The organism is Priestia megaterium, from assembly GCF_023824195.1.
Classification (GTDB): Bacteria; Bacillota; Bacilli; order Bacillales; family Bacillaceae_H; genus Priestia; species Priestia megaterium_D.
Genome location: NZ_CP085442.1, coordinates 4,165,895 through 4,191,477, shown reverse-complemented (window position 1 = coordinate 4,191,477; position 25,583 = coordinate 4,165,895). Strand labels below are relative to the sequence as shown.

At 38.9% G+C, this 25,583-nt stretch carries 24 protein-coding genes and 1 other annotated feature; all 24 genes read left to right on the top strand.

Annotated features, from left to right (window positions below; all coding sequences use genetic code 11):
• The first annotated feature begins 69 nt into the window (after positions 1-69).
• The gene (locus LIS78_RS21700) at positions 70-1,986 is read left to right on the top strand and encodes a stage V sporulation protein D (protein ID WP_252284338.1); all 1,917 of its coding nucleotides are present in this window, start codon (positions 70-72) and stop codon (positions 1,984-1,986) included.
• Positions 1,987-2,197: 211 nt separating this feature from the next.
• Positions 2,198-3,661, top strand: coding sequence for a UDP-N-acetylmuramoyl-L-alanyl-D-glutamate--2,6-diaminopimelate ligase (locus LIS78_RS21695; RefSeq protein WP_252284337.1), 1,464 nt, complete (start codon positions 2,198-2,200; stop codon positions 3,659-3,661).
• Positions 3,662-3,722: 61 nt separating this feature from the next.
• Complete coding sequence (gene mraY, locus LIS78_RS21690) at positions 3,723-4,697, top strand: phospho-N-acetylmuramoyl-pentapeptide-transferase (RefSeq protein WP_252284336.1); 975 nt, start codon at positions 3,723-3,725, stop codon at positions 4,695-4,697.
• Complete coding sequence (gene murD, locus LIS78_RS21685; protein ID WP_209150631.1) at positions 4,698-6,047, top strand: UDP-N-acetylmuramoyl-L-alanine--D-glutamate ligase; 1,350 nt, start codon at positions 4,698-4,700, stop codon at positions 6,045-6,047.
• Positions 6,048-6,108: 61 nt separating this feature from the next.
• Positions 6,109-7,209, top strand: coding sequence for a stage V sporulation protein E (gene spoVE, locus LIS78_RS21680; protein WP_013058959.1), 1,101 nt, complete (start codon positions 6,109-6,111; stop codon positions 7,207-7,209).
• A 540-nt stretch (positions 7,210-7,749) separates the two neighbouring features.
• Entirely contained in the window at positions 7,750-8,655 is a 906-nt protein-coding gene (murB, locus tag LIS78_RS21675) for a UDP-N-acetylmuramate dehydrogenase (protein WP_013058958.1), read from the top strand.
• Positions 8,656-8,808: 153 nt separating this feature from the next.
• Positions 8,809-9,567, top strand: a complete 759-nt coding sequence (locus tag LIS78_RS21670) for a cell division protein FtsQ/DivIB (protein WP_016765445.1) — start codon at positions 8,809-8,811, stop codon at positions 9,565-9,567.
• 425 nt (positions 9,568-9,992) lie between these two features.
• Positions 9,993-11,288: a cell division protein FtsA gene (gene ftsA / locus LIS78_RS21665; RefSeq protein WP_168761254.1), complete on the top strand. Its 1,296-nt coding sequence runs from the start codon at positions 9,993-9,995 to the stop codon at positions 11,286-11,288.
• A gap of 41 nt (positions 11,289-11,329) precedes the next feature.
• Positions 11,330-12,487 carry a cell division protein FtsZ gene (gene ftsZ / locus LIS78_RS21660; RefSeq protein ID WP_252284335.1) on the top strand — a complete coding sequence of 386 codons (1,158 nt, stop codon included), beginning with the start codon at positions 11,330-11,332 and terminating at the stop codon, positions 12,485-12,487.
• 276 nt (positions 12,488-12,763) lie between these two features.
• Entirely contained in the window at positions 12,764-13,687 is a 924-nt protein-coding gene (gene spoIIGA, locus LIS78_RS21655) for a sigma-E processing peptidase SpoIIGA (RefSeq protein WP_053487710.1), read from the top strand.
• A gap of 30 nt (positions 13,688-13,717) precedes the next feature.
• Positions 13,718-14,437, top strand: coding sequence for an RNA polymerase sporulation sigma factor SigE (gene sigE / locus LIS78_RS21650; RefSeq protein ID WP_013058953.1), 720 nt, complete (start codon positions 13,718-13,720; stop codon positions 14,435-14,437).
• A 148-nt stretch (positions 14,438-14,585) separates the two neighbouring features.
• Positions 14,586-15,365 (top strand): RNA polymerase sporulation sigma factor SigG, encoded by a 780-nt coding sequence (gene sigG, locus LIS78_RS21645; protein ID WP_013058952.1) that lies wholly within the window; start codon positions 14,586-14,588, stop codon positions 15,363-15,365.
• A 349-nt stretch (positions 15,366-15,714) separates the two neighbouring features.
• Entirely contained in the window at positions 15,715-15,969 is a 255-nt protein-coding gene (locus tag LIS78_RS21640; protein WP_013058951.1) for a YlmC/YmxH family sporulation protein, read from the top strand.
• A 74-nt stretch (positions 15,970-16,043) separates the two neighbouring features.
• Entirely contained in the window at positions 16,044-16,865 is an 822-nt protein-coding gene (gene pgeF / locus LIS78_RS21635; protein WP_097824528.1) for a peptidoglycan editing factor PgeF, read from the top strand.
• A gap of 7 nt (positions 16,866-16,872) precedes the next feature.
• Positions 16,873-17,556, top strand: coding sequence for a YggS family pyridoxal phosphate-dependent enzyme (locus tag LIS78_RS21630; protein WP_195781970.1), 684 nt, complete (start codon positions 16,873-16,875; stop codon positions 17,554-17,556).
• 16 nt (positions 17,557-17,572) lie between these two features.
• The gene (locus tag LIS78_RS21625; RefSeq protein WP_013058948.1) at positions 17,573-18,037 is read left to right on the top strand and encodes a cell division protein SepF; all 465 of its coding nucleotides are present in this window, start codon (positions 17,573-17,575) and stop codon (positions 18,035-18,037) included.
• 3 nt (positions 18,038-18,040) lie between these two features.
• Positions 18,041-18,310 carry a YggT family protein gene (locus LIS78_RS21620; RefSeq protein ID WP_014458382.1) on the top strand — a complete coding sequence of 90 codons (270 nt, stop codon included), beginning with the start codon at positions 18,041-18,043 and terminating at the stop codon, positions 18,308-18,310.
• Positions 18,311-18,360: 50 nt separating this feature from the next.
• The gene (locus LIS78_RS21615) at positions 18,361-19,134 is read left to right on the top strand and encodes a YlmH family RNA-binding protein (protein WP_252284334.1); all 774 of its coding nucleotides are present in this window, start codon (positions 18,361-18,363) and stop codon (positions 19,132-19,134) included.
• An 84-nt stretch (positions 19,135-19,218) separates the two neighbouring features.
• Positions 19,219-19,713, top strand: coding sequence for a DivIVA domain-containing protein (locus tag LIS78_RS21610; RefSeq protein ID WP_013058945.1), 495 nt, complete (start codon positions 19,219-19,221; stop codon positions 19,711-19,713).
• Between the two features lie 69 nt (positions 19,714-19,782).
• Positions 19,783-20,003: a binding site (T-box leader), on the top strand.
• A gap of 70 nt (positions 20,004-20,073) precedes the next feature.
• Positions 20,074-22,839, top strand: coding sequence for an isoleucine--tRNA ligase (gene ileS, locus LIS78_RS21605; protein ID WP_252284333.1), 2,766 nt, complete (start codon positions 20,074-20,076; stop codon positions 22,837-22,839).
• A gap of 170 nt (positions 22,840-23,009) precedes the next feature.
• Entirely contained in the window at positions 23,010-23,297 is a 288-nt protein-coding gene (locus LIS78_RS21600; RefSeq protein WP_013058943.1) for a conjugal transfer protein TraR, read from the top strand.
• 80 nt (positions 23,298-23,377) lie between these two features.
• Positions 23,378-23,845, top strand: a complete 468-nt coding sequence (gene lspA, locus LIS78_RS21595) for a signal peptidase II (protein ID WP_013084844.1) — start codon at positions 23,378-23,380, stop codon at positions 23,843-23,845.
• Complete coding sequence (locus LIS78_RS21590) at positions 23,842-24,756, top strand: RluA family pseudouridine synthase (protein ID WP_013058941.1); 915 nt, start codon at positions 23,842-23,844, stop codon at positions 24,754-24,756. Before lspA ends, LIS78_RS21590 begins: the two co-directional genes overlap by 4 nt.
• Before the next feature lie 192 nt (positions 24,757-24,948).
• Positions 24,949-25,491 carry a bifunctional pyr operon transcriptional regulator/uracil phosphoribosyltransferase PyrR gene (gene pyrR / locus LIS78_RS21585; protein WP_013058940.1) on the top strand — a complete coding sequence of 181 codons (543 nt, stop codon included), beginning with the start codon at positions 24,949-24,951 and terminating at the stop codon, positions 25,489-25,491.
• The last annotated feature ends 92 nt before the right edge of the window (positions 25,492-25,583 follow it).

Below are 25,583 nucleotides of genomic sequence, written 5' to 3'. Positions count from 1 at the left end.
AAAATAAGTTCTAGTGAATCCTGTACAAGCATATATTGGAACGAGCCGATTCAGAGGAGGTTCTAATATATGCGGGTATCAGGAGTCACAGTTCGTAAAAGGCTAGCCATTGTTTTGTTTGTCGGTTTTATTGTGTTTTTGATTATTGATACAAGGCTTGGATATGTACAGTTGCTGACTGGGGATACGCTAACTGAAAAAGCCAAAGACTTATGGAGTCGGAATATTCCGTTTGAACCTGAAAGAGGAAAGATACTAGATCGCAATGATGTGGCACTTGCTACAAATAAAAGTGCACCGACCGTTTTAGTTATGCCAAGACAAGTTGAAAATCCAGCTGTTACGGCTGAAAAGTTAGCAAAAGTGCTGGGAGCATCAAAAGAAAAAGTATATGAACAAATAACAAAAGCTTCTTCTAGCGTATATTTGCGTCCTGAAGGAAGAAAAATTTCACATGCGAAAGCAAATGAAGTGCGAAATTTAAATTTAAAAGGCGTATATATAGCTGAGGATTCGAAGCGGTACTATCCATTTGGGAGTTATTTGTCGCATGTATTAGGCTTTGCGGGAGTAGATAATCAAGGGTTAACAGGCCTTGAATTATATTATGATAAAGAGCTAAAAGGACAAAAAGGTTCAGTTAAATTGTATTCTGATGCTAAAGGTAAAAAGATGCCAAATATAGCCGATGACTACACAGCACCTGTGGACGGGCTGGATTTGAGATTGACCATTGATTCACGTGTGCAAACGATCATGGAGCGTGAGTTGGATAATGCTCAGACAGCTTATAATCCAGATGGTATGATTGCCATTGCTATGAATCCTAAAAACGGTGAAATTTTAGGTATGTCAAGTCGTCCGGGCTTTGATCCTACGGATTTTAAAAATGTGAAGCCTGAGGTGTATAATCGCAATCTTCCAATCTGGAGCGTATATGAGCCCGGATCAACGTTTAAGATTATTACACTGGCAGCTGCTCTTGAAGAAAAGAAAGTGGATTTACTAAAAGATCAATTTTACGATGATGGAGCCGCGGAAGTTGGAGGAGCGAGACTTCGCTGCTGGAAAAAAGGCGGACATGGACAGCAGTCTTTTTTAGAAGTTGTACAGAACTCATGTAACCCTGGTTTTGTGGAGCTTGGGGAACGTTTAGGAAAAGAGAAATTGTTCAAATACATTAAAGAATTTGGCTTTGGTCAAAAAACAGGTATTGATTTACAAGGGGAAGCAAAAGGAATTTTGTTCCCGCTTGATCGCGTAGGGCCGGTTGAACAAGCTACAACAGCTTTTGGGCAAGGGGTTGCTGTTACGCCTATTCAACAAGTAGCTGCTGTTTCCGCAGCCGTAAACGGTGGAACGCTTTATGAACCGTATATCGCAAAAGAGTGGGTGGATCCAACTACCGGAAAAGTTGTAAGCAGTCATAAGCCGGTTGCTAAGCGAAAAGTTATTTCCGAGGAAACGTCTAAGCAAGTGCGTTTTGCGCTTGAAAGTGTAGTAGCACAAGGAAGCGGAAAAGGAGCTTTTGTGGAAGGGTACCGCGTTGGAGGAAAGACGGGTACTGCGCAAAAAGCTCAAAATGGAAAGTATTTGAAAAATAATCACATCGTTTCTTTTATCGGTGTTGCACCAGCAGATAACCCTGAAATTGTCGTGTATGTTGCGGTTGATAATCCAAAAGGCACCATTCAGTTTGGTGGAGTTGTAGCAGCTCCGATTGTAGGTAAAATGATTGAAGACAGTTTGCGTGTGATGGAGGTTAAACCGCGTAAAGGACAAATTGAAAAAGAGTTAACATGGCTGGACACACCAATGATAAAAGTACCAAATGTCGTAGGAATGTCAAAAAAAGAGTTACAAGAACAGCTACTTAATTTAAAATTAGATGTGAGTGGCGAAGGAGATAAAGTGGTCAAGCAGTCTCCTGCAGCCGGAACGAAAGTTAAAGAAGGCGAAACGGTTAGAATTTATATGGGAAAATAAAAATCTCTATAAACCACTATTCTTCCTTGCATGATAATCAGCAGGTTTCTCTGCTTGTGAACATGAAATCAACAAATAAGCCTTGGGGGTGTTCCCTCCGGGCTTCTTTTTCTGTAAAATGTAATAGGTTAGGTGCTAGAAAAAGAAGAATAGTTGCCATAGCGTCTTATAACAAACGTTTCACTTTACAAATAGAGAGGACATGGTAGGAATGGATTTACGAGAACTACTAACACATTTACATGATTTTGTTCAGCTTCCTGAACAGAATATTGATATTACGTCAATTGAAATGGATTCAAGAGAAGTTAAGCCCGGAGCATTGTTCATTTGTATAGACGGCTATACGGTTGATGGCCATAGCTTTGCACAGATGGCTGTGGAAAAAGGGGCAGTAGCAATCTTAGCAGAAAAGGCTGTGGATGTAGAAGTGCCTGTTGTACGCGTGAAGAGTACAAAGCGAGCAATGGCAGTGCTAGCGGATGCTTTCTACAATCAGCCCACACAAAAAATGCATTTAATTGGTGTAACAGGCACAAATGGAAAAACAACGATTACACATTTAATTGAGCATATCTTTAAATCACAGCATAAAAAGACGGGTCTAATTGGAACGATTGAAATTCGTATTGGTGATACGTCTTATGATGTAAAAAACACAACGCCTGAATCGCTGACGCTCCAAAAAACATTTCATCAAATGGTGGAGGAGAATGTAGAAGTAGCGATGATGGAAGTATCATCTCATGCACTTGACTTAGGACGCGTACACGGGTGCGACTTTGACGTGGCGGTATTTAGTAACTTAACGCAAGATCACCTGGACTATCATCATACAATGGAAGATTATCGTCGTGCGAAAGGGTTGCTATTTGCACAGTTAGGAAACGCTTATAACCATAATCGTCCTAAATTTGCTGTTCTTAATGCCGATGATGCGGCAACCGAGGAATATATTAAGAACACGGCTGCTACAGTGATTACCTATGGCATTGACCGTGACAGTGATATTCGTGCAACAAATATTCAAATTACAAACAGCGGCACAACGTTCGACTTGACAACACCAACAGAAACGGTTCGTGTAGAAATGAAGCTTATTGGGAAATTCAGCGTCTACAACGTGTTAGCGGCTACGGCTTCATGTTTAGTATCAGGTATTCCTCTGTCAGTTATTGTCGAGGAAATAAAAGTGTTAGAAGGCGTGTCTGGGCGTTTTGAAGTGGTTGATGCGGAGCAAGATTTTACGGTTATCGTTGATTATGCCCACACGCCGGACAGCTTAGAGAACGTGTTAAAAACTGTAAAAGAATTCGCAAAACGCAATATATATGTTATTGTTGGTTGTGGCGGAGATCGAGATCGTACAAAACGACCAATCATGGCTCGGATTGCAGCTGAATACAGTACACAAGCTATTTTGACATCTGATAATCCACGAAGTGAAGATCCATTGGCTATTTTAAAAGATATGGAAGAAGGTTTGGATACAGGTAACTATGTGACGATTGCTGATCGTGCAGAAGCTATTCGCTATGCAGTGGAAGCAGCGCATGAAGATGATGTTATTGTCATTGCTGGAAAAGGGCACGAGACCTATCAAATTATTGGTAAAAAAGTATTCGATTTTGACGATCGAGAAGTAGCACGCAAAATGATTGAGGAGCGAAAGTAGTAATGAAATGGGTAGAGAACAAAATGAGTCGGAATGAGTTGGAAGTTAAGGAGGGGACATCGTGCTAGAACAATCAATTTTATTGACAATCGGCGTAGCCTTTTTGATTACGGTTGTATTGTCGCCGATTTTTATTCCCTTCTTAAGAAGATTAAAGTTTGGTCAAAGTATTCGTGATGAAGGCCCGAAATCTCACCAGAAAAAATCAGGTACACCTACAATGGGCGGTATCATGATTTTATTATCTATTATTGTGGCAACTCTTATTATGGTCAATCAATATGCAGAACTTACATATAAGACGGTTCTATTATTATTTGTCACAATCGGATTTGGTTTATTAGGATTTTTAGATGATTTTATAAAAGTAGTGTTAAAGCGTAACCTTGGATTAACATCTAAACAAAAGTTTTTAGGTCAGGTTGTCATTTCAATTATTTTTTACTTTATTGCAAGACAGTTTGAGTTTTCAACTGAAGTGATGATTCCAGGAATTAAAGACCCAATCGATTTAGGTTGGTTTTATGTTGTTTTCCTCATCATCTGGCTTGTTGGTTTTTCAAATGCGGTCAACTTAACGGATGGATTAGACGGACTTGTATCTGGTACAAGTGCGATTGCTTTTGGTGCATTTGCAGTTCTTGCCTGGAATGCAGAGCAGTTTGAACTATCTATTTTCTCAGTTGCTGTAGTAGGAGCTGTGTTAGGGTTTTTAGTTTTTAATGCCCATCCTGCAAAAGTATTTATGGGAGATACGGGTTCTTTAGCGCTAGGAGGAGCTATCGCTACGGTGGCTGTCTTAATGAAAATGGAATTCTTGCTTGTTATTATCGGTGGTGTGTTTGTCATTGAAACATTATCGGTTATTATTCAAGTCGCATCTTTCAAAACAACAGGAAAACGTGTGTTTAAAATGAGCCCGCTTCATCACCATTACGAGCTAAGCGGCTGGTCGGAATGGCGCGTAGTTATGACTTTTTGGGCTGTAGGACTATTATTTGCAATGCTTGGAATTTATATCGAGGTGTGGATTTAAATGAAATCAGTCAATACGTATCAAGGTAAACAAGTACTTATTTTAGGATTAGCCAAGAGCGGTTTAGCAGCCGCTCAGTTAGTTAAACAGCTTGGTGCTAAAGTAGTCGTTAATGATCAAAAACCGTACGAAGAGAACGTAGCAGCACAGGAATTAGAAAAAACGGGCATTGAAGTTGTCTGTGGACATCATCCGCTTGAGCTTTTAGACAAAGCGGATGTTATTGTAAAAAACCCTGGGATTCCGTATTCAAATGTTCTATTGCAAGAAGCATTAAAGCGAAATATTCCGATTTTAACAGAGGTAGAATTAGCTTATGAAATTAGCGAAGCGCCTTTTATCGGAATTACGGGAAGCAATGGGAAGACAACAACAACAACGCTAATTTATAAAATGTTAGAAGAAGATCAAAAGCAGCCGTTGATTGCTGGAAATATTGGAACAGTAGCTTGTGAAGTGGCGCAAAAAGCAACAAAGGACAATGTAATTGTAACGGAGCTTTCTTCTTTTCAGCTGATGGGAATTGAAAAATTCCGTCCGAAAATCTCTTTATTATTGAATTTGTTTGATGCTCACTTAGACTATCATGGCACAAAAGAGGAATATATCAAAGCAAAAGCAAATCTCTTTAACAATCAAACAAGTGAAGACTTTGCCGTTATTAATGCGGATGATGAGCTAGTGATGAAAGCTAGTGCAGATGTTAAAGCCACAAAAGTACCTTTTTCTGTTACAGCTCAAACGACAGAAGGAGCGTATATTAAAAACGAAACGATTTTCTTTAAAGATGAAGAAGTGATGTCGTTAAAAGATGTGGTGCTGCCAGGCAAACATAATCAAGAAAACATTTTAGCAGCTGTATCCGTTGTGAAGCTGTATGGCTGTTCAAATGAAGCTATCTACCGCGTGCTCACAACGTTTGCTGGTGTTAAACACCGCGTTCAATACGTCACAACAATCAACAAACGTAAGTTTTATAATGACTCTAAAGCTACGAATATGCTTGCTACAAAAGTAGCTCTTTCCGCTTTTTCGCAGCCGACGATTCTACTTGCAGGTGGACTCGATCGCGGCAATGAGTTTGATGATTTAAAAGAAGAGTTTAAAAATGTGAAAGCTGTTATTACGTTTGGTGAAACGGCTCCTAAAATTGAACGCGTATCAAAAGAAGCGGGAATACAAATTGTAAAACGTGTCGATAATGTTAAACAAGCAGTTTCAGAAGCATATGCTTGTTCAGATGAAGAAGATGTTATTTTATTATCTCCTGCTTGTGCAAGCTGGGATCAATTTAAAACTTTTGAAGAACGTGGTGACATCTTTATTGAATCTGTGCATAAACTGAAATAAGGGCTTGTCTAAACACCTAGAAAATACACTAGCCCTAATCTATTTTTAGAGGTGTGTGACAGTGTCGACAAAAAGGTCTACCCCAGATTTTTTTCTCATAATCGTTACGCTTTCCTTGCTAACCATCGGCCTTATTATGGTATACAGCGCAAGTGCGGTATGGGCTACATACAAGTTTAATGATTCTTTTTTCTTTGCTAAACGCCAGCTCTTATTTGCAGGGCTTGGAGTATGCGCGATGTTTGTCATCATGAATATTGATTATTGGATGTGGCGTACGTGGGCGAAGCCAATTGTAATCATTTGCTTTGTTATGCTGGTACTTGTATTGATTCCGGGAGTAGGGCTAGTACGGAATGGGTCGCAAAGTTGGATAGGAGTTGGAGCGTTTTCGATTCAGCCTTCAGAATTTATGAAGTTTGCTATGATTATATTTTTAGCGAAATATTTATCAGAAAACCAGAAGAAAATTACATCCTTTAGAAAAGGAATGTTACCGGCATTATTGCTGGTTTTCTTACCATTTGGCATTATTATGATGCAGCCGGATTTAGGAACTGGAACGGTCCTTGTTGGAACTTGTTTAGTCATGATTTTTGTTTCAGGAGCAAAAGTAAGTCACTTTGCAGGTCTGGGATTGCTTGGCGTTGCCGGTTTTGTAGGGCTTGTTTTATCGGCTCCTTATCGGATTAAACGCATCACCTCATTTTTAAATCCTTGGGAAGATCCGCTTGGAAGCGGGTTTCAAATCATTCAATCTCTTTATGCAATTGGGCCGGGGGGATTGCTTGGATTAGGGTTAGGGCAAAGTAGACAAAAGTTCTTTTATCTGCCGGAGCCTCAAACTGATTTTATTTTTGCTATTCTAGCAGAAGAGCTCGGTTTCATCGGTGGAACGCTTGTTCTGCTTTTGTTTAGCTTATTGCTTTGGAGAGGAATTAAAGTAGCGCTCGGAGCACCTGATCTTTACGGAACGTTTTTAGCCTTAGGAATTATTTCAATGGTCGCGATTCAAGTCATGATTAATATAGGCGTGGTAACAGGTCTTATGCCTGTTACGGGAATTACGCTTCCATTTTTAAGTTACGGCGGATCATCGCTGACGCTCATGCTGGCAGCAGTTGGAGTTTTGTTAAATGTTAGTAGATATTCTCGCTATTAATTGAAAAAAATTGTATAATGTCAAGTAGGCAATGGTCTACTGAAGTAAACCGTCATCTTAAATCCAAGTGCAAGCCGGATTTTGTTGGCGGTTTATTTTCGATTTTTTACAGGTAGATGATATTTTTGTATGAAATGTTTTTAAAATGTAATGTTGTGATAACCAAATTTGAGTCCAACTATGGTATGATGTGTAAGGTTAAATATTTTATCTTAGTGATTAGGTGAACGTATGTGCACTTATGAGCGTAGCGTTTTTTTATGACTGTCAGCATGTGTTTAACTTCTAAATGAAAAACGATAAAAAAACAATCAAAATTACTTTATATAGCAGATGAACGTACATTCTATGGGTGAATGTCATACGATAAATAAAAATGATGAAATTGACAACAGAATAGAGTGCCTTCGTAGAAAAAAGTTATCTTACAAGGTGCTGCTGCTTAGTTATGAATCTGTTCTTATTATTCTTATGCATTAGAAGTAAGGGCGCATTGACATGAAAGTTTTATAACAGCAAAGAGGGTTTTAGGAGGTTCTTATGGAAGCGTTAGTAAAAGAGTTAGTCGAAGCGAATATTGGAAAGGTTCGTGAAAATGAACCGCTAGCAAAACATACAACAATGAAAATTGGTGGTCCAGCAGATGTGCTTGTAGAACCTGATTCTGTTGATCACTTAAAAGTTACAATGGATATCATTAAAAAACACGGCGTGAAATGGAGAGCGATTGGTCGAGGGTCTAATCTTCTTGTTTCTGATAAGGGAATTGAAGGTGTGGTCATTAAGCTCGGAGCCGGATTAGATGATTTAACAGTAGATGGAGAGACGGTTACTGTAGGTGGGGGATACCCTAGCATCAAGCTTGCAACAGTTATTACAAAACAAGGTCTGTCTGGATTGGAGTTTTCAAGTGGAATTCCTGGATCTGTGGGAGGCGCCGTTTATATGAATGCAGGTGCCCATGGTTCTGATATGTCTCATGTAGTCGAAAAAGCGCTGATTTTATTTGAAGATGGCACTCTGGAGTGGCTGACAAATGAAGAGCTTCAATTTTCGTATCGTCATTCAATTCTACAAAAAGACCGTCCTGGAGTATGTGTAGAAGCCGTGCTGCGTTTGAAAAAGGGAACGAAAGATGATATTGTGGCGGTCATGCAGAAAAATAAAGACTATCGCCGCGAAACACAGCCTTGGAATTTCCCTTGTGCAGGAAGTATTTTTAGAAATCCGCTTCCAAATTATGCAGGAGACTTAATTGAAAAGTCCAACTTAAAAGGTTTTTCAGTAGGCGGTGCGCAAATTAGTGAGCAGCATGCGAACTTCATTGTCAACACAGGAGATGCAACGGCTTCAGACGTGCTGAATTTAATTGCTCACGTTAAGAAAACAATTAAAGAGAAATTCGATATTGATATTCATACAGAAGTTGAGATTATCGGTCGCTAATTACTCAGCCCGTCGCTGTATGGTTATGCGTGAAAAGGTAGCTTTTATGTGTTTATTCTATGCTATAATGGGGATATTCTCATGAAGCAAAGATTGGAAATAAATAGATGGTAATTCCTCGTTTATTTTCTCAAATGGATAAGGGTGAAAAAAATGGAAAAAGGTAAGTTAATTGTTTTAGAAGATCGTGTACCGAAGCTGCAAGAACAGCGAAAGCAAAAAGCAAATAGACGGCTTATTTTGTATTTATCACTCTTTTTCATCCTTATTTTATTTATTGTATATTCTCAATCTTCTCTGAGTAATGTTTCTAACATTGAAGTACAAGGGAATAAACATGTAAGTGATAAGGATATTGTCAAAGCGAGTGGTCTGTCCAAAAAAACCAGCTACTGGAAAGCTGATGCTGATCAAATTCAAGAAAAAGTCGAAAAAAACCCTGAGGTAAAGGAAGCTGTCATTCACAAAACATTTCCTAATAAGGTCGTAATCGACGTAAAAGAGTACGCAAGAATTGCATATGTAACCTCGGGGAATAAATATTTCCCTGTGAATGAAAATGGAAAAGTTTTAAAAGAAGTGAGTGCTAAGAAAGTGTCATCCGACGCTCCGTTGCTAATTGACTGGAAAGATGGAGACGCTATACAAAGCATGGTTCAAGAATTAGCTAAAACGCCTAAGAGTATAAAAGGGGCTATTTCTGAGATTTACTATGCGCCGACAAAATCAGAACCTCTTCACATCGAGGTATTTATGAATGATACGCGTGAAGTAAGCGGGAAAATTAGCAACTTCTCTGATAAAATTGTTCATTACCCAGCTATTGCAAGTAAATTGAGTGATGATCAAAAAGGTATTATTGATTTAGAAGAAGGATACGCATTTAAACCTTATAAAAAGAGCAAGCAGTAATTATTTTTTATAAGTGTTAATTAAAGGAAATAGATGAGTTGAGACTGGCAAAATAGCCCTTGTACATTGTATAATCACATGCAAGTATTCTGCATACATATGATTTTCTTCTCCGGTGCTGTGAAATGGAAATGTAATATTTGTTCTAGGTAAGTTTCGCTTTTCTCGGTGTACATCTTAGTGTAGACTTGTAGTTAAATAGCTTTTTTCAGTGAATTTTAGGCTTAAATCTAAAAAAAAGTCAAAACCAGAACGTTTTGTTCTTTGAAAGAGATAAAGTCTGTGAAAAACTTGAAAAAAATTGATTTTACAAAAGGGAAACAGATGTATTTGTTGAATATTTTCATATAATAAAAAATTAATATTGTTGTTCTTCTTAATTTATTAAGATGACATGTGCAGAAAGAAAAAGGAGGTGCCAAAGAATGAACAGCAATGAAATATACGTTAGTTTAGACATCGGTACATCCAGTGTGAAAGTAATCATCGGAGAGATGAGTAACGATTCATTGAATATCATTGGTGTAGGGAATGTTAAATCACACGGACTAAAAAAAGGTTCTATCGTTGATATAGATGCAACAGTTCAATCTATTAGAAAAGCAGTAGAACAAGCTGAACGAATGGTAGGCATTACAATTAAAAAGGTTGTAGTAGGCATAAGCGGAAATCATGTATTTTTACAGGATTGTCACGGAGTAGTAGCCGTTTCAAGCGAGAATCGTGAAATTACAAACGAAGATATTCATCGAGTAATTGATGCTGCTCAAGTCATGTCTATCCCGCCAGATCGTGAAATCATTGATGTTATTCCAAAGCAATTTATTGTAGATGGCTTAGAAGGTATTAACGATCCTAGAGGTATGATTGGGGTACGTTTAGAAATGGAAGGCACAATCATAACAGGATCTAGAACGGTTTTACATAACTTATTACGCTGTGTAGAAAGAGCTGGTTTAGAAATCAGTGATATTTGTTTACAGCCTCTAGCCGCTGGTTCAATTGCATTATCTCGTGATGAAAAAAACTTAGGTGTCGCACTGGTAGATATCGGTGGAGGTTCAACAACGGTTGCGATCTTTGACCAAGGACATTTGAAAGTAACAAATGTACTAGCTGTTGGCGGAGAGCACATTACCAAGGATTTATCTATTGGCCTTCGCACATCGACTGAAGATGCGGAAAATATTAAGATAAAGCATGGACATGCTTTCTACGATCATGCTTCTGAAGAAGAAGTATTTAGTGTACCGATCATTGGAAGCGATCAGCATCAGCAGTTTAATCAGCTCGAAATCTCTGATATTATTGAAGCTAGATTAGAAGAGATTTTAGATATGATTACGCAGGAGATAAATCGCCTAGGATACAAAGATATTCCAGGAGGATTTGTTTTAACAGGCGGAGTAGTAGCGATGCCTGGTATTCTTGAGCTAGCTCAAGTGATTTTAAAGAATAACGTGCGCATAGCAGTGCCTGATTATATTGGAGTACGTGAGCCGCATTATACAACAGGCGTAGGATTAATAAAATTTGCATACAAAAATGCTAAAATACAAGGCCGGGAAATTGGAGCGCCAGTTGTGGAAGAAGAGCCGATTGAGCAAGAAATGATCAAACCTAGCCCGAAACCACAGCAGCCGCAACAATCAGCTGAGCAGCCGAAAAAGAAAAATGACCAAAATTTAATGAAGAAGTTTTTTGGATACTTCTTTGATTAACGTTACGGATTGGTAATTTCGAAGAATTAGGAGGAACTATCATGTTGGAGTTTGATACAAGTGTAGACCAATTAGCGACGATTAAAGTAATCGGTGTCGGAGGCGGCGGTAACAACGCGGTTAACCGAATGATTGAACATGGCGTCCAAGGTGTAGAATTTATTGCAGTTAATACAGATGCACAAGCATTAAATTTATCAAAAGCTGAAACAAAAATGCAAATCGGCGCTAAATTAACAAGAGGATTAGGTGCAGGTGCTAATCCAGAAGTTGGTAAAAAAGCAGCTGAAGAAAGTAAGGAACAAATCCAAGAAGCACTAAAAGGTGCAGATATGGTTTTCGTAACAGCTGGTATGGGTGGAGGAACTGGAACTGGTGCAGCTCCAGTCATTGCCCAAATTGCTCGTGAGCTAGGAGCACTAACGGTAGGTGTTGTTACTCGTCCGTTTACGTTTGAAGGCCGTAAGCGTTCTACTCAAGCGGCAGGCGGCATTGCGTCAATGAAAGAAGCAGTGGACACGCTGATTGTTATTCCAAATGATCGCTTATTGGAAATCGTTGATAAAAACACGCCAATGCTAGAAGCGTTCCGTGAAGCGGATAACGTATTGCGACAAGGTGTGCAAGGTATTTCAGATTTAATCGCAGTTCCTGGATTAATTAACTTAGACTTCGCTGACGTGAAAACAATTATGTCTAACAAAGGATCTGCACTTATGGGGATCGGTATTGCAACTGGTGAAAACCGCGCTGCTGAAGCGGCTAAAAAAGCTATTTCAAGTCCACTTCTTGAAACATCTATCGATGGAGCTCAAGGTGTATTAATGAACATCACAGGCGGTACAAACCTAAGTCTTTACGAAGTACAAGAAGCTGCAGATATCGTTGCTTCGGCTTCTGACCAAGAAGTGAACATGATCTTTGGATCTGTTATTAACGAAAACCTAAAAGACGAGATTGTTGTTACAGTTATTGCAACTGGCTTTAGTGACCAAGATTTATCACAGCCAAAACCAGGTCGTCCTTCGTTATCGGCGAATCGCATGCCGCAATCGACACAGCAGCCGGCCCCACAGCCGAAGCGTGAAGTAAAGCGTGAAGAACCTGTACAGCAAGAATATACGCGTCCATCTCAGCCACAGTCTGAAGATGCGCTAGATATTCCAACATTCTTACGAAACCGTAATCGTAGACGCTAAGAAAATAAAAAGCCAAGACCTCTGTTTTATACAGAGGTCTTTTTTTATGCCATGAAGCTAGAAAACTCCAAAAGAATATAAAAAACATTCGACATGGTCAATATGATGCCTTCAAAGGGTTTGTGTTTTCTTTCTAAAAGTGGTGTGACAAATATCGAATGATTTCCTCAAAAATACTGCTTGTTTCTCGGCATGAACTGACAGACTTTCTAATAGGATGTACTATATACTAATTTTTAACAGAAAAATTCAGAAAGAATGGAGAGGTTATAAACATTGCCAATCTATTTAGATTTAATATGGATGCTGAATTTTGGGTTAGATACGATTTTACTAATGTTATGTGCAGTTGTACTTAAACGGAATTACAAGTGGTGGCGGCTTTTGCTTGGGGGCTTTATCGGTTCATTGATTGTCCTTCTTATGTTTACGCCTTTTTCTCATCTTATGGTTCACCCTGCTATTAAAATTTTATTCTCTTTTTTTATGGTATTGATGACGTTTGGTTATAAACGACTGCGCTTTTTCTTTGAGAATTTATTAACGTTTTATTTTGCAACCTTTGTTGTGGGTGGAGGATTAATGGGCGTTCACTTTTTATTTCAAGATCAGTTCCTTGTTCTTAATCAAATGGTTGATACGAAATCTCCACAGTTTGGTGATCCTATTAGCTGGATATTTGTTCTTATCGGTTTTCCGCTATTATCTTATTTTTCAAAAACACGAGTTGATGATTTGCGAATGAAAAATATTACATTTGATCAGCTGGTAGATGTGGAAATTATTTTAAACGAACAGACGCTGTCGATGAAAGGACTTATTGATAGTGGAAACCAGCTTGTAGATCCGCTGACGAAAACCCCGGTTATGATTGTTACAGCAGATTCTTTAAAAGAAATATTGCCTGAAGGCTTAATGGAATTAAGCAAAAATGTCCAATCCTTTTCACACAGCGAAGATATTGATCAAGAGTGGTATTCAAAAGTCCGCTTTGTCCCTTATCGAAGCGTGGGCCAAGCCAATCAGCTTCTGCTTGCTCTAAAGCCAGATATGGTAAGGCTGGTGCATCAGTCCAACACGATTGAAGTCACTAAAGTATTAGTAGGTATTAGTCATACAACGCTTTCAGTGGAGAAGCAATATGAATGTATTGTTCATCCGAAGCTTATCGTTATTGGAGAAGTAAGTTCCGCATCGTAAAAGGTGTGAACAAATAAAGGAGGATACAGAATGGCTACATATCGAATTCGATTTCAATTATGGTGGTACAAATTATTAATTAAACTTAAGCTAAAAACAGATGAAGTGTACTATATAGGAGGAAGTGAAGCTCTTCCACCACCTTTAACAAAAGATGAAGAAGAAGTGCTCTTAAAAAAACTTCCATCAGGAGATGAAGCAGCACGTTCATTATTGATTGAGCGTAATTTGCGACTTGTTGTTTATATTGCCCGCAAGTTTGAAAATACGGGAATCAACATTGAGGATTTAATTAGCATCGGCACCATCGGTTTAATTAAAGCAGTAAACACGTTTAATCCTGAAAAGAAAATTAAGCTAGCGACGTACGCCTCTCGCTGTATTGAAAATGAAATTTTAATGTATTTGCGCCGCAACAATAAAATTCGATCTGAAGTTTCATTTGATGAGCCGTTAAATATTGATTGGGATGGAAACGAACTGTTATTATCTGACGTGATGGGAACCGAAGAAGATATCATCACAAAAGACCTAGAAGCGAATGTAGATCGAAAACTTTTGTTGAAAGCACTGCACCAATTAAATGATCGGGAAAAGCAAATTATGGAGCTGCGCTTTGGGCTAGCCGGCGGAGAAGAAAAAACGCAAAAAGATGTAGCTGATATGCTAGGCATTTCTCAGTCTTATATTTCAAGGCTTGAAAAACGAATTATTAAACGGCTGCGAAAAGAATTTAATAAAATGGTTTAAGTAAAAAAGCTGATTGTATAAGGGCTGAGAAGCATCTTATACAATCAGCTTTTTTAGTGGAGAATTGTCAGAATTGTAAAAGTGCATATTTTTTCCTTCGGAGGAGATACTGAATTCAGAACATCATCTCCTGTTAGGAGGGAAAGAGTTGACAAGAAATAAAGTAGAAATTTGTGGAGTAGATACTTCGAAACTTCCCGTATTAAAAAATGAAGAAATGCGAAAGTTGTTTAAACAAATGCAGGCTGGAGATGGAACAGCAAGAGAAAAGCTAGTAAGCGGAAATTTACGTCTCGTACTCAGCGTGATCCAACGTTTTAACAATCGTGGAGAATTTGTTGATGACTTATTTCAGGTTGGGTGTATTGGATTAATGAAATCCATTGACAATTTTGATTTAAGTCAAAACGTGAAGTTTTCTACATATGCTGTCCCAATGATTATAGGGGAAATTCGCCGCTATTTACGTGACAATAATCCAATCCGTGTTTCTCGTTCCCTTCGTGATATTGCTTATAAAGCTCTTCAAGTTCGTGAAAGGCTTATGAGTGAAACATCCAAGGAACCTACAGCTGAGGAAATTTCAAAAGTCCTAGAAGTCCCGCATGAAGAAATTGTGTTTGCTTTAGATGCTATCCAAGATCCGGTTTCTCTATTTGAACCTATTTACAATGATGGTGGAGACCCAATCTATGTCATGGATCAGCTAAGCGATGAACGCAATCGTGATTCAACTTGGATTGAAGAAATTGCTTTGCAAGAAGGTATGAGAAGATTGAACGAGCGAGAAAAACTAATTTTACGAAAGCGCTTCTTTCAAGGTAAAACACAGATGGAAGTTGCTGAAGAAATTGGTATTTCTCAAGCGCAGGTTTCTCGTTTAGAAAAAGCTGCTATTAAACAGATGAATAAAAATATTCAAAGTTAACAAAAGCTATCTAAACTGGCAGCTGCTCACGTTCATATAATTAATTACCATTCACTTTATTTGATGTTCAACTTAATAAGCATCGTGTCTATAAAAACAGACACGGTGCTTATTTTGTATGTATCAATGTATAATACATGACCAAAAGATATTCATATCAGATTTCCTATTGCTGTGAGGACTTCTAGCTACTCGTTGAGAATGTCTCTTGATGAAAAGCTGTGTAATTAGTGAACAAAATGCCTATAGAAAGAGAGTGGCAGAGAAAAAATAAGCTTTTCCTTCATGAAATGAAAATTTGAAAATATATATAGGCTAAGGAATAAAGTTGGCTATAGGAGGAGAGAGCATGTTAAAGATTTCAGAATTTCAGCTGAAAGATGTAGTGAATGTAGCTGATGGCAAAAAACTTGGAAATGTAGGGGATATTGATATTGACTTAACAACGGGAAAAATACAGGCCGTCATTATCGGAGGCTCTCGTGTATTGGGCTTCTTTGGAAAAGATGATGAAATTGTGATTCCGTGGAAAAATATTGTGAAAATTGGTTCTGATGTCATTTTAGTACGTTATAAAGACGCATTTCAGCCTGAAGAGAATTAGTTTTTTGTCAACAGCACCTAGCAATCTGTGGTACAATATGTGAGAACAAATGAAACAAGGGATGTGTCACATACATGAATCCTGAGCCATTAAAAAAAAGCCATCACGAGTCGTTTATGTGGCTGAGCCCTTGGGTAGAAAAGAATGATATGCTTGTTGCTGGTTTCACCACAAAAAATGGTGGCGTGAGTAAACCTCCATTTGCTTCTTTTAACCTAGGGCTTCACGTAAACGATAACGTAGAAGATGTTATTACAAATAGAAAAATTTTAGCAGCCGAACTAGACATGTCTTTTGAAAGCTTTGTATGTGCTGAACAAGTACATGAAGCAACTGTTCAAAAAGTAACAAAAGCCGACTGTGCAAAAGGACTCTACAAATATGAAGAGGGCATAAAAGCAACGGATGGCATTTATACAAATGAATCTGATATTTTGTTAGCTTTATGTTATGCAGATTGTGTTCCGCTGTACTTCTATGCGCCTGATCACCATTTAGTTGGTCTTGCTCATGCTGGGTGGAAGGGAACAGTAAAAGATATTGCAGGAAATATGATTCGACGGTGGGTAGAGCAAGAAAATGTTCCGGTTGAAGATATTTACGTGGCGATTGGCCCTTCGATTGAAGATTGCTGTTATGTTGTCGATAACCGCGTCATTACACAAGTAAACGAAGTAGTTGGCCAAAATGGATATCAAGAAGTAAGCCCTGGACAATACGCGCTTAATTTAAAAAAAGTCAATAAGCTGCTGATTCAAAACGCAGGCGTATTGCCGGAACGAATTTTAACATCGTCGTATTGTACAAGCTGTGAAGATGACCTGTTCTTCTCACATCGCCGCGACCAAGGGAAAACAGGACGCATGTTTAACTTCATAGGCTTTAAGGAGGAGTAATTACATAGTGACAGCTAGCGTAAGTGAAAATCTAGAAGCAGTTCAACAAACAATTGCTGAAGCGTGTAAAAAAGTTAATCGAAATCGAGAAGATGTAGAGCTGATTGCTGTAACAAAATACGTTTCCACAAAACGAGCAGCAGAAGCAGTGGATGCAGGCATTTTACATCTCGGAGAAAACAGGGATGAAGGTCTTCTAGAAAAGTATGAATCAATCGGTGAGAAAGCGACCTGGCATTTTATCGGAAGCTTACAAACAAGAAAAGTAAAAAATGTGATTGATAAAGTTGACTATATTCATTCACTAGACCGATTATCTTTAGCAAAAGAAATTGATAAACGTGCAGGACATCGTATAAAATGTTTTGTACAAGTTAATGTTGCCGAAGAACAATCAAAGCATGGCCTTGCTGTAGAAGACGTAATGCCATTTATTCAATCTCTTGAAGCGTTTGCAAATATCCAAGTGGTTGGATTAATGACCATGGCTCCTCACACAGATGACGAGTCCTTGCTTCGCAGCTGTTTTCAAGGTCTAAAGAAATTGCAGGACCGTATACAAGAACTAAAACTCCCATATGCACCGTGTACAGAGCTATCAATGGGAATGTCAAACGATTATGCAATTGCAATTGAAGAAGGAGCAACATTCATTCGGCTAGGAACCACGTTAGTTGGGAATGAACGTTAAGGAGGTGTAATTCAAGATGAGTATGAAAAATCGCTTTAGAAGTTTTTTTGCTCTTGATGACGATACTGAATATGTAGAAGAACATTACGAAGAAGAAGAGTCGGTAGAAGAGCCTGTACAGCAGTCGAGACCAGCGAAAGCTAGTCAGCAGCCGAATCAGCAGCAAAACGTGATTAGCTTGCAAAGCGTTCAAAAATCATCAAAAATGATGCTTTGCGAACCTCGCGTCTATGCCGAAGCACAAGAAATTACGGATCATTTAAAAAATCGTAAAGTCGTAGTTGTGAATTTACAGCGCATTCAACGAGATCAAGCAGTAAGAATTGTCGACTTTTTAAGTGGTACAGTTTATGCTTTAGGCGGGGACATTCAAAAAATTGGAACCGACATCTTTTTATGTACACCTGATAATGTAGACGTAAGCGGAAGCATTTCAGATATGATGGGAGAACATGATACAACAAACGTAAAGAGGTGGTAGTTTTTGGACATCGTTTTTGGGATTCTTGGACAATTGATTGGTCTTTACTCATGGGCACTGATTATTTACATTTTGATGTCTTGGGTACCCGATGTAAGGGCGTCTAAGTTTGGTCAGCTGCTTGGCAGCATTTGTGAGCCTTACTTAGAGCCTTTTCGTAAAATCATTCCGCCTATTGGCATGATTGATATTTCACCTCTTGTTGCAATCTTTTTACTACGATTTGCGCAAGCAGGTGTACGTTCACTTCACAGTATGGTTGGATTTATTTAAAAAGGAATCGCTGGATTCCTTTTTTACATACCAATAGTAGGAGTAATAATATGTCTATTTATGAACATTTTAGGCAAGAAGAACATGGATTTATTGACCAGGTTCTTCAGTGGAAAGAAGATGTCCTACATCAATACAGCCCAAAGTTAACGGACTTTTTAGATCCAAGAGAGCAGCAGATTGTGACGGCTATTGTCGGGACTGAAGGAGAGGTTCAAGTTTCATTTGATGGTGGACAACCGTTTGCTGAACGCAAGCGTGCGCTGCTATATCCGGATTACTATGTACCTGAAAGCGAAGATTTTCAGTTGCATATGTATGAGCTCAATTATCCTAAAAAGTTTGTGACGATTGAACATCCTCAAGTTCTTGGTTCGGCGATGTCCTTAGGACTGCGCCGTTCAAAATTTGGCGATATTTTGGTCGCGGGAGACGATATTCAGCTTGTAGCTGCAGAGGAAATTTCTTCTTATATTGAGATGAATTTAACGTTAATTGGAAAAGCCAAAGTTTCACTTTCTTCTATTCAAAGAGAGCAGCTGCATGTGGTAAAAGAAGAGCTGATTGAACACGTTTATACAGTTTCTTCAATGAGGCTTGATGTTTTGCTGTCGACCATTCACAATTTATCAAGACAAAAAGTCCAGCCGTTTATTGCAAATGGAGCGGTAAAAGTAAATTTTAAAGTCATTGAACAGCCTTCTTTTGAATGTCATGAAGGTGATATTTTGTCGCTTCGTGGTCACGGCAGAAGTCGTATTGTTTCACTTGAAGGCAAAACCAAAAAAGAAAAATGGCGAATTGTTGTAGGAAAGCAGAAATAAAGAAATCTACTAGCAGGAAATTTTAAAAATATGTCGAATAAACCATTACTAATGATGTAATGAGACAACACGGAGGTGGCCTAGATGCCTTTAACCCCTTTGGATATTCATAACAAAGAGTTTAATCGCGGGTTTCGCGGATATGATGAAGATGAAGTGAATGAGTTTCTTGACCAAGTAATTAAAGACTATGAGCTGGTAATGCGTGATAAAAAGGAGTTAGAAGGAAGAGTATCTGAATTAACAGATCGTCTTGGACATTTTACTAACATCGAAGAGACGTTAAATAAATCAATTTTAATTGCTCAAGAAGCAGCGGAAGATGTGAAGCGAAACGCTGAAAAAGAAGCGAAGCTCATTATAAAAGAAGCAGAAAAAAATGCGGACCGTATTATTAATGAAGCACTGTCTAAGTCTCGTAAAATTGCGATGGACATTGAGGAGACGAAAAAGCAGTCTAAAGTATTTAGAACTCGTTTCAAAATGTTAATCGAAGCACAGCTTGAAATGTTAAACAGCGACGACTGGGATCAGTTGATGGATTATGAGATGCCAGCGCTAGAAGAAAAAATTGACTAGTCAAGACATCATCTTGACTTCTCACGTTTTGTTGTCATATAATTTGGTAACAGATGAAATTTCATATCAAACAGTACGGAGACAGGGACAGTAGCTTTTTTAGTTTGTCAAAGCGAATCGAGGATGGTGCGAGCTCGATAACAAACAAAAAAGTGAAAATCACCCTAGAGTACCATTGCTGAACTGATGATAGTAAGCAGTGGCGGTTTATTCACGTTACGAATGCAAAGAGGATTTGCGTGCAGCAAATCTACTAGGGTGGTACCGCGGGAGGCCTTCTCGTCCCTTTTTGGGATGAGGAGGTCTTTTTGTTATGGTACAAAAAGATATGAAATTTACGTTTTTTTGGGAGGGTAAAACATGGAATATAAAGATACATTATTGATGCCAAAAACTGAATTTCCGATGCGTGGAAATTTACCGAACCGCGAGCCTAAAATGCAAGAACAATGGGCTGAAATGAATATTTATGAAAAAGTACAAAAACGTACGGAAGGCCGTCCGCTATTTGTCCTGCATGATGGACCTCCATATGCGAATGGCGATATTCACATGGGACATGCATTAAATAAAATTTTAAAAGATTTTATCGTTCGCTATAAGTCGATGTCAGGCTTCTGCGCACCTTATGTACCAGGCTGGGATACACACGGTTTGCCAATTGAAACAGCTTTAACAAAAAATAAAAAAGTAAACCGCAAAGAAATGACGGTAGCTGAGTTCCGTAAGCTTTGCGAACAGTATGCTTGGGAACAAGTAAACGGCCAGCGTGAGCAGTTCAAGCGTTTAGGCGTACGCGGAGATTGGGATAATCCATATGTAACGCTTCAGCCGCAGTACGAAGCGCAGCAAATCAAAGTGTTTGGTGACATGGCGAAAAAAGGCTACATCTACAAAGGGTTAAAACCTGTGTACTGGTCCCCTTCAAGTGAATCTGCTTTAGCAGAAGCGGAAATTGAATACTATGACAAGCGTTCAGCTTCTATTTACGTAGCGTTTAACGTAAAAGATGGTAAAGGTGTGCTTGAACAAGATGAAAAATTCATCATTTGGACGACAACACCATGGACAATGCCAGCTAACCAAGGGATTGCTGTCAATCCTGAGCTTCAGTACAGCGTAGTTGAAGCAGATGGAGCAAAATATGTAGTGGCAACTGAACTGATTAAAACAGTTGCTAAAGAAATTGAATGGGCTGACTATAAGACGCTTCGTACGGTAAAAGGTTCAGAACTTGAGCGTGTAGTAGCTGAGCATCCAATCTACAAGCGTGATTCTTTAGTTGTTCTTGGCGATCACGTAACAACGGATGCTGGTACTGGGTGTGTTCATACAGCACCGGGACACGGGGAAGACGACTTTATCGTTGGTCAAAAATATGGTTTGGAAGTTCTTTGTCCAGTCGACAGTAAGGGGCATATGACGAATGAAGCACCAGGATTTGAAGGGTTATTCTATGATAAAGCGAATAAGCCGATTACAGACAAACTAGAAGAAGAAGGCGCGCTGTTAAAATTAAGTTTCATTACCCACTCATACCCACATGACTGGCGTACAAAGAAACCAACAATTTTCCGTGCAACGGCACAGTGGTTTGCGTCTATTAAAGATTTCCGTGAAGATTTATTAAAAGCAGTAGAAAAAACAGAATGGGTGCCTACTTGGGGTGAAACGCGACTTTATAACATGGTGCGTGACCGCGGAGACTGGTGTATTTCTCGTCAACGTGCATGGGGCGTTCCGATTCCGGTATTTTATGCTGAAAATGATGAGCCAATCATTACGGACGAAACAATCGAACACGTATCAAATCTATTTAGAGAACATGGATCAAACGTATGGTTTGAGCGTGAAGCAAAAGACTTGCTTCCAGAAGGCTTTACTCATGAAGGAAGCCCAAATGGCCGCTTCACAAAAGAAACAGACATCATGGACGTATGGTTTGACTCTGGCTCTTCACATCAAGCTGTTCTTGAAGAACGTGAAGACTTACAGCGTCCGGCTGATTTGTATTTAGAAGGTTCTGACCAATACCGCGGCTGGTTTAATTCAAGTCTTTCTACAAGTGTAGCTGTAACGGGTGAAGCACCTTATAAAGGGGTACTTAGCCACGGATTTGCTTTAGACGGTGAAGGTCGCAAAATGAGTAAGTCATTAGGAAACGTTGTAATTCCAGAAAAAGTAATGAAACAACTAGGTGCAGATATTTTACGTTTATGGGTAGCTTCTGTAGATTACCAAGCTGATGTTCGTGTATCTGATAACATTTTAAAACAAGTAGCAGAAGTATATCGTAAAATCCGCAACACGTTCCGTTTCTTACTAGGAAACTTAGCGGACTTTAATCCATCAACTGATGCTGTAGCCGTTGAAGACCTTCGTGAAGTAGACCGCTACATGCTTGTGAAGCTGAACAAATTAATTGATAAAGTGAAAAAATCTTATGATTCATATGAATTCTCAAGCATTTATCACGCAGTGCATAATTTCTGTACAATTGATATGAGTTCATTCTACTTAGACTTTGCAAAAGATGTATTGTACATCGAAGCAGAAAATAATGTAGAGCGTCGCAGCATTCAAACGGTCCTTTATGAAACGTTATTATCGTTAACGAAATTAGTGTCTCCAATTCTTTCTCATACAGCAGACGAAGTATGGGTTCACATTCCAAATGTAACGGAAGAAAGCGTGCAGCTAGTTGATATGCCAGAGGTTCAAGAAATCGAAGGAGCAGATCAATTAGTAGAGAAATGGGATGCATTCATGGAGCTTCGTGATGAAGTATTAAAAGCGCTAGAACAAGCTCGTAATGAAAAAGTAATCGGTAAGTCTTTAGAAGCAAAATTAACGCTGTATCCAACAGCAGATACGAAAGAACTGTTAGCATCTATTTCTGAAAATGTAGGTCAACTCTTCATCGTTTCAGATCTTGAGGTAGCAGAAGGTGAAGCACCTGCTGAAGCACAAAAATTCAGCTATGCTTCAATTGTTGTAAGTAAAGCAGAAGGTGAGAAGTGTGAGCGCTGCTGGGTTGTATCACCAACAGTTGGCGAAGATCAAGATCACCCGACTTTATGTACACGCTGTGCGGATGTTGTAAAAAATCACTACGTTCAGCAGTAATTAACAAAAACACGTCCTTTTTGGGCGTGTTTTTTGCTGTACGAAATTCCCAAATACAATGGTATAAAGCATTTAAAGCCTTAGGAAAAACTTGTGTTGTAGATTCGATGGAAAACTCGGTAAACCTAACATCATTAATACTTCATCTTATCAGCACAGGAGGCGTTTGCATGTATGAAAATTATCTTTCCATTGGACAGGAATTAGCTCTTATTAAAGAAGAATTACAAGATCGCCTAGTGAGATATGCTACAGAACAATCTGGTTATATAGATGAAAAGGAACGTTATGTAATAGAAATGATTAAAGCAGATTTAAAAGATGTAGAACACGCGTTAGCAAAGCTTGACGTTGGTGCGTTCGGAATTGATGAACTAACTGGCGAAGTGATGTCTATTCATAAATTAAAAGTAATGCCGACGGCCCGCACAAACGAAGATTTATTTGTTTTATGGTGAGAAGCGAGAAAAAAAATGAATTATGTGCTAAAATGCTTTAGTATGGATTCGTTTGATTTTATTGCGGGAGGAAAACGTTTGTGTTTTATTATCTTATCGCTTTAGCTGTTATACTTATTGATCAGGTAACAAAATGGATGATTGTAAAAGAAATGTATTATGGACAAAGCATCACCGTAATTGAAAACTTTCTTTACATTACCTCTCATCGTAACAGAGGAGCCGCGTGGGGGATTTTACAAGGACAGATGTGGTTCTTTTATCTCATTACGGTGGTTGTGGTAGTCGGTTTAATAATTTATATTCAAAAGCTCAAAAAACAAGATAAATGGTTCGGTATTGCGCTAGCATTAATGTTAGGCGGCGCCATTGGAAACTTTATTGATCGAGTGGTCCGTAAAGAAGTAGTTGATTTCGTAAACACATACATCTTTACGTATGATTTTCCGATTTTTAACGTAGCTGATTCGGCACTTGTCGTCGGAGTAATCATCATGTTTATTATGACGCTGTTTGAAGGGAAAATGAAGAAGGAGCACAAAGAATGAATGTAATTGAAACAGTTATAAATGAAGAACAAGCAGGAGAACGTATTGATAAAGTACTTTCGACTGTAAATGCAGAATGGTCACGTTCACAAGTGCAGCAGTGGATTAAAGAAGGTCACGCAAAAGTGAACGATAAAACCGTCAAAGGAAACTATAAATGTAAAACAGGAGACGCTATTATTATTGAAGTGCCGGAACTAGAAGAGCTTGATGTGGTAGCGGAAGAAATGGATTTAGATATTTATTATGAAGATCAAGATGTGCTTGTTGTAAATAAACCTCGCGGCATGGTTGTACATCCAGCTCCTGGTCATCATAGCGGCACGCTTGTAAACGGCCTAATGGCTCACTGTAAAGATTTATCCGGTATTAACGGCGTTATGCGCCCTGGTATCGTTCATCGAATTGATAAAGATACATCCGGTTTACTTATGGTTGCAAAAAATGATTTAGCCCATGAATCACTAGTTAGTCAGCTTGTAGCTAAAACAGTGACGCGTCGTTATAAAGCTATCGTTCACGGAGTAATTGCGCACGATCACGGTACAATTGATGCGCCAATCGGCCGAGATAAGCAAGATCGTCAAAGCATGACGGTGACTGATGAAAACAGTCGTGATGCAGTGACGCACTTTACTGTATTGCAGCGTTTTAAAGATTTTTCACTGGTCGAATGTAAGCTAGAAACGGGGCGAACACACCAAATTCGCGTTCATATGAAGTATATTGGCTTTCCGCTTGCCGGGGATCCGAAGTACGGACCGAAAAAAACGCTTCCGATTGACGGACAAGCGCTTCATGCAGGCGTATTAGGCTTTATTCACCCTCGTACAAATGAATATATGGAATTTGAAGCACCGGCTCCAAAAGAGTTTAATGAGATGCTAGAGCTTATTGAAAAAAGAAGTTGACAACTGCCATAAGTGATGGCATACTTGTATTAACTTAATAAGAACCTTTAAGAACAGTCCAGAGAGGCTGAGAAGGAAACGGTGCAGAAAAGGCATACTTATAGCCTTTTTGAAGAAATATGTCTAAAACCAAATCCTCTTGCCTCAAGGCAAGAGGATTTTTTTTATGTCAACAACTCGAGGTGAAAAACAGTGAACGTAAAAGCTACCGTACTTGACGAACAAGCTATTCGCCGCGCTTTAACTCGAATCGCACATGAGATTATTGAAAAAAATAAAGGGATTGAAAATTGTGTGCTAGTCGGTATTAAAACGCGAGGCATTTATATCGCAAAACGTTTAGCAGAACGAATTGCACAAATTGAAGGAAACACATTGCCAGTCGGAGAACTAGACATCACGCTTTACCGAGATGATTTATCGAAAGTGACAAGCAATGACGAGCCTCTCGTAAAAGGATCAGATATTCCGACAGATATTGCAAATAAGAACGTCATCTTAGTAGACGATGTGTTATATACGGGCCGCACGGTTCGAGCAGCACTTGATGCACTGATTGATATCGGCCGACCTGAACTCATTCAGCTGGCTGTTTTAGTAGATAGAGGACACCGCGAGCTGCCGATTCGAGCAGACTATGTTGGTAAAAACGTACCGACAGCTAAAAGTGAAAAAATTGCGGTGCATTTAATGGAAGTAGACGAAAAAGACCACGTGTCTATTTACGAAAAATAAATTATATACCCTTTTAAATGGTAGTCCCGTGAGGCTGCAAAAGGGGGATCACTATATAAGGAAACCTATGCTGCGGTATAGCGTCTTCCTTG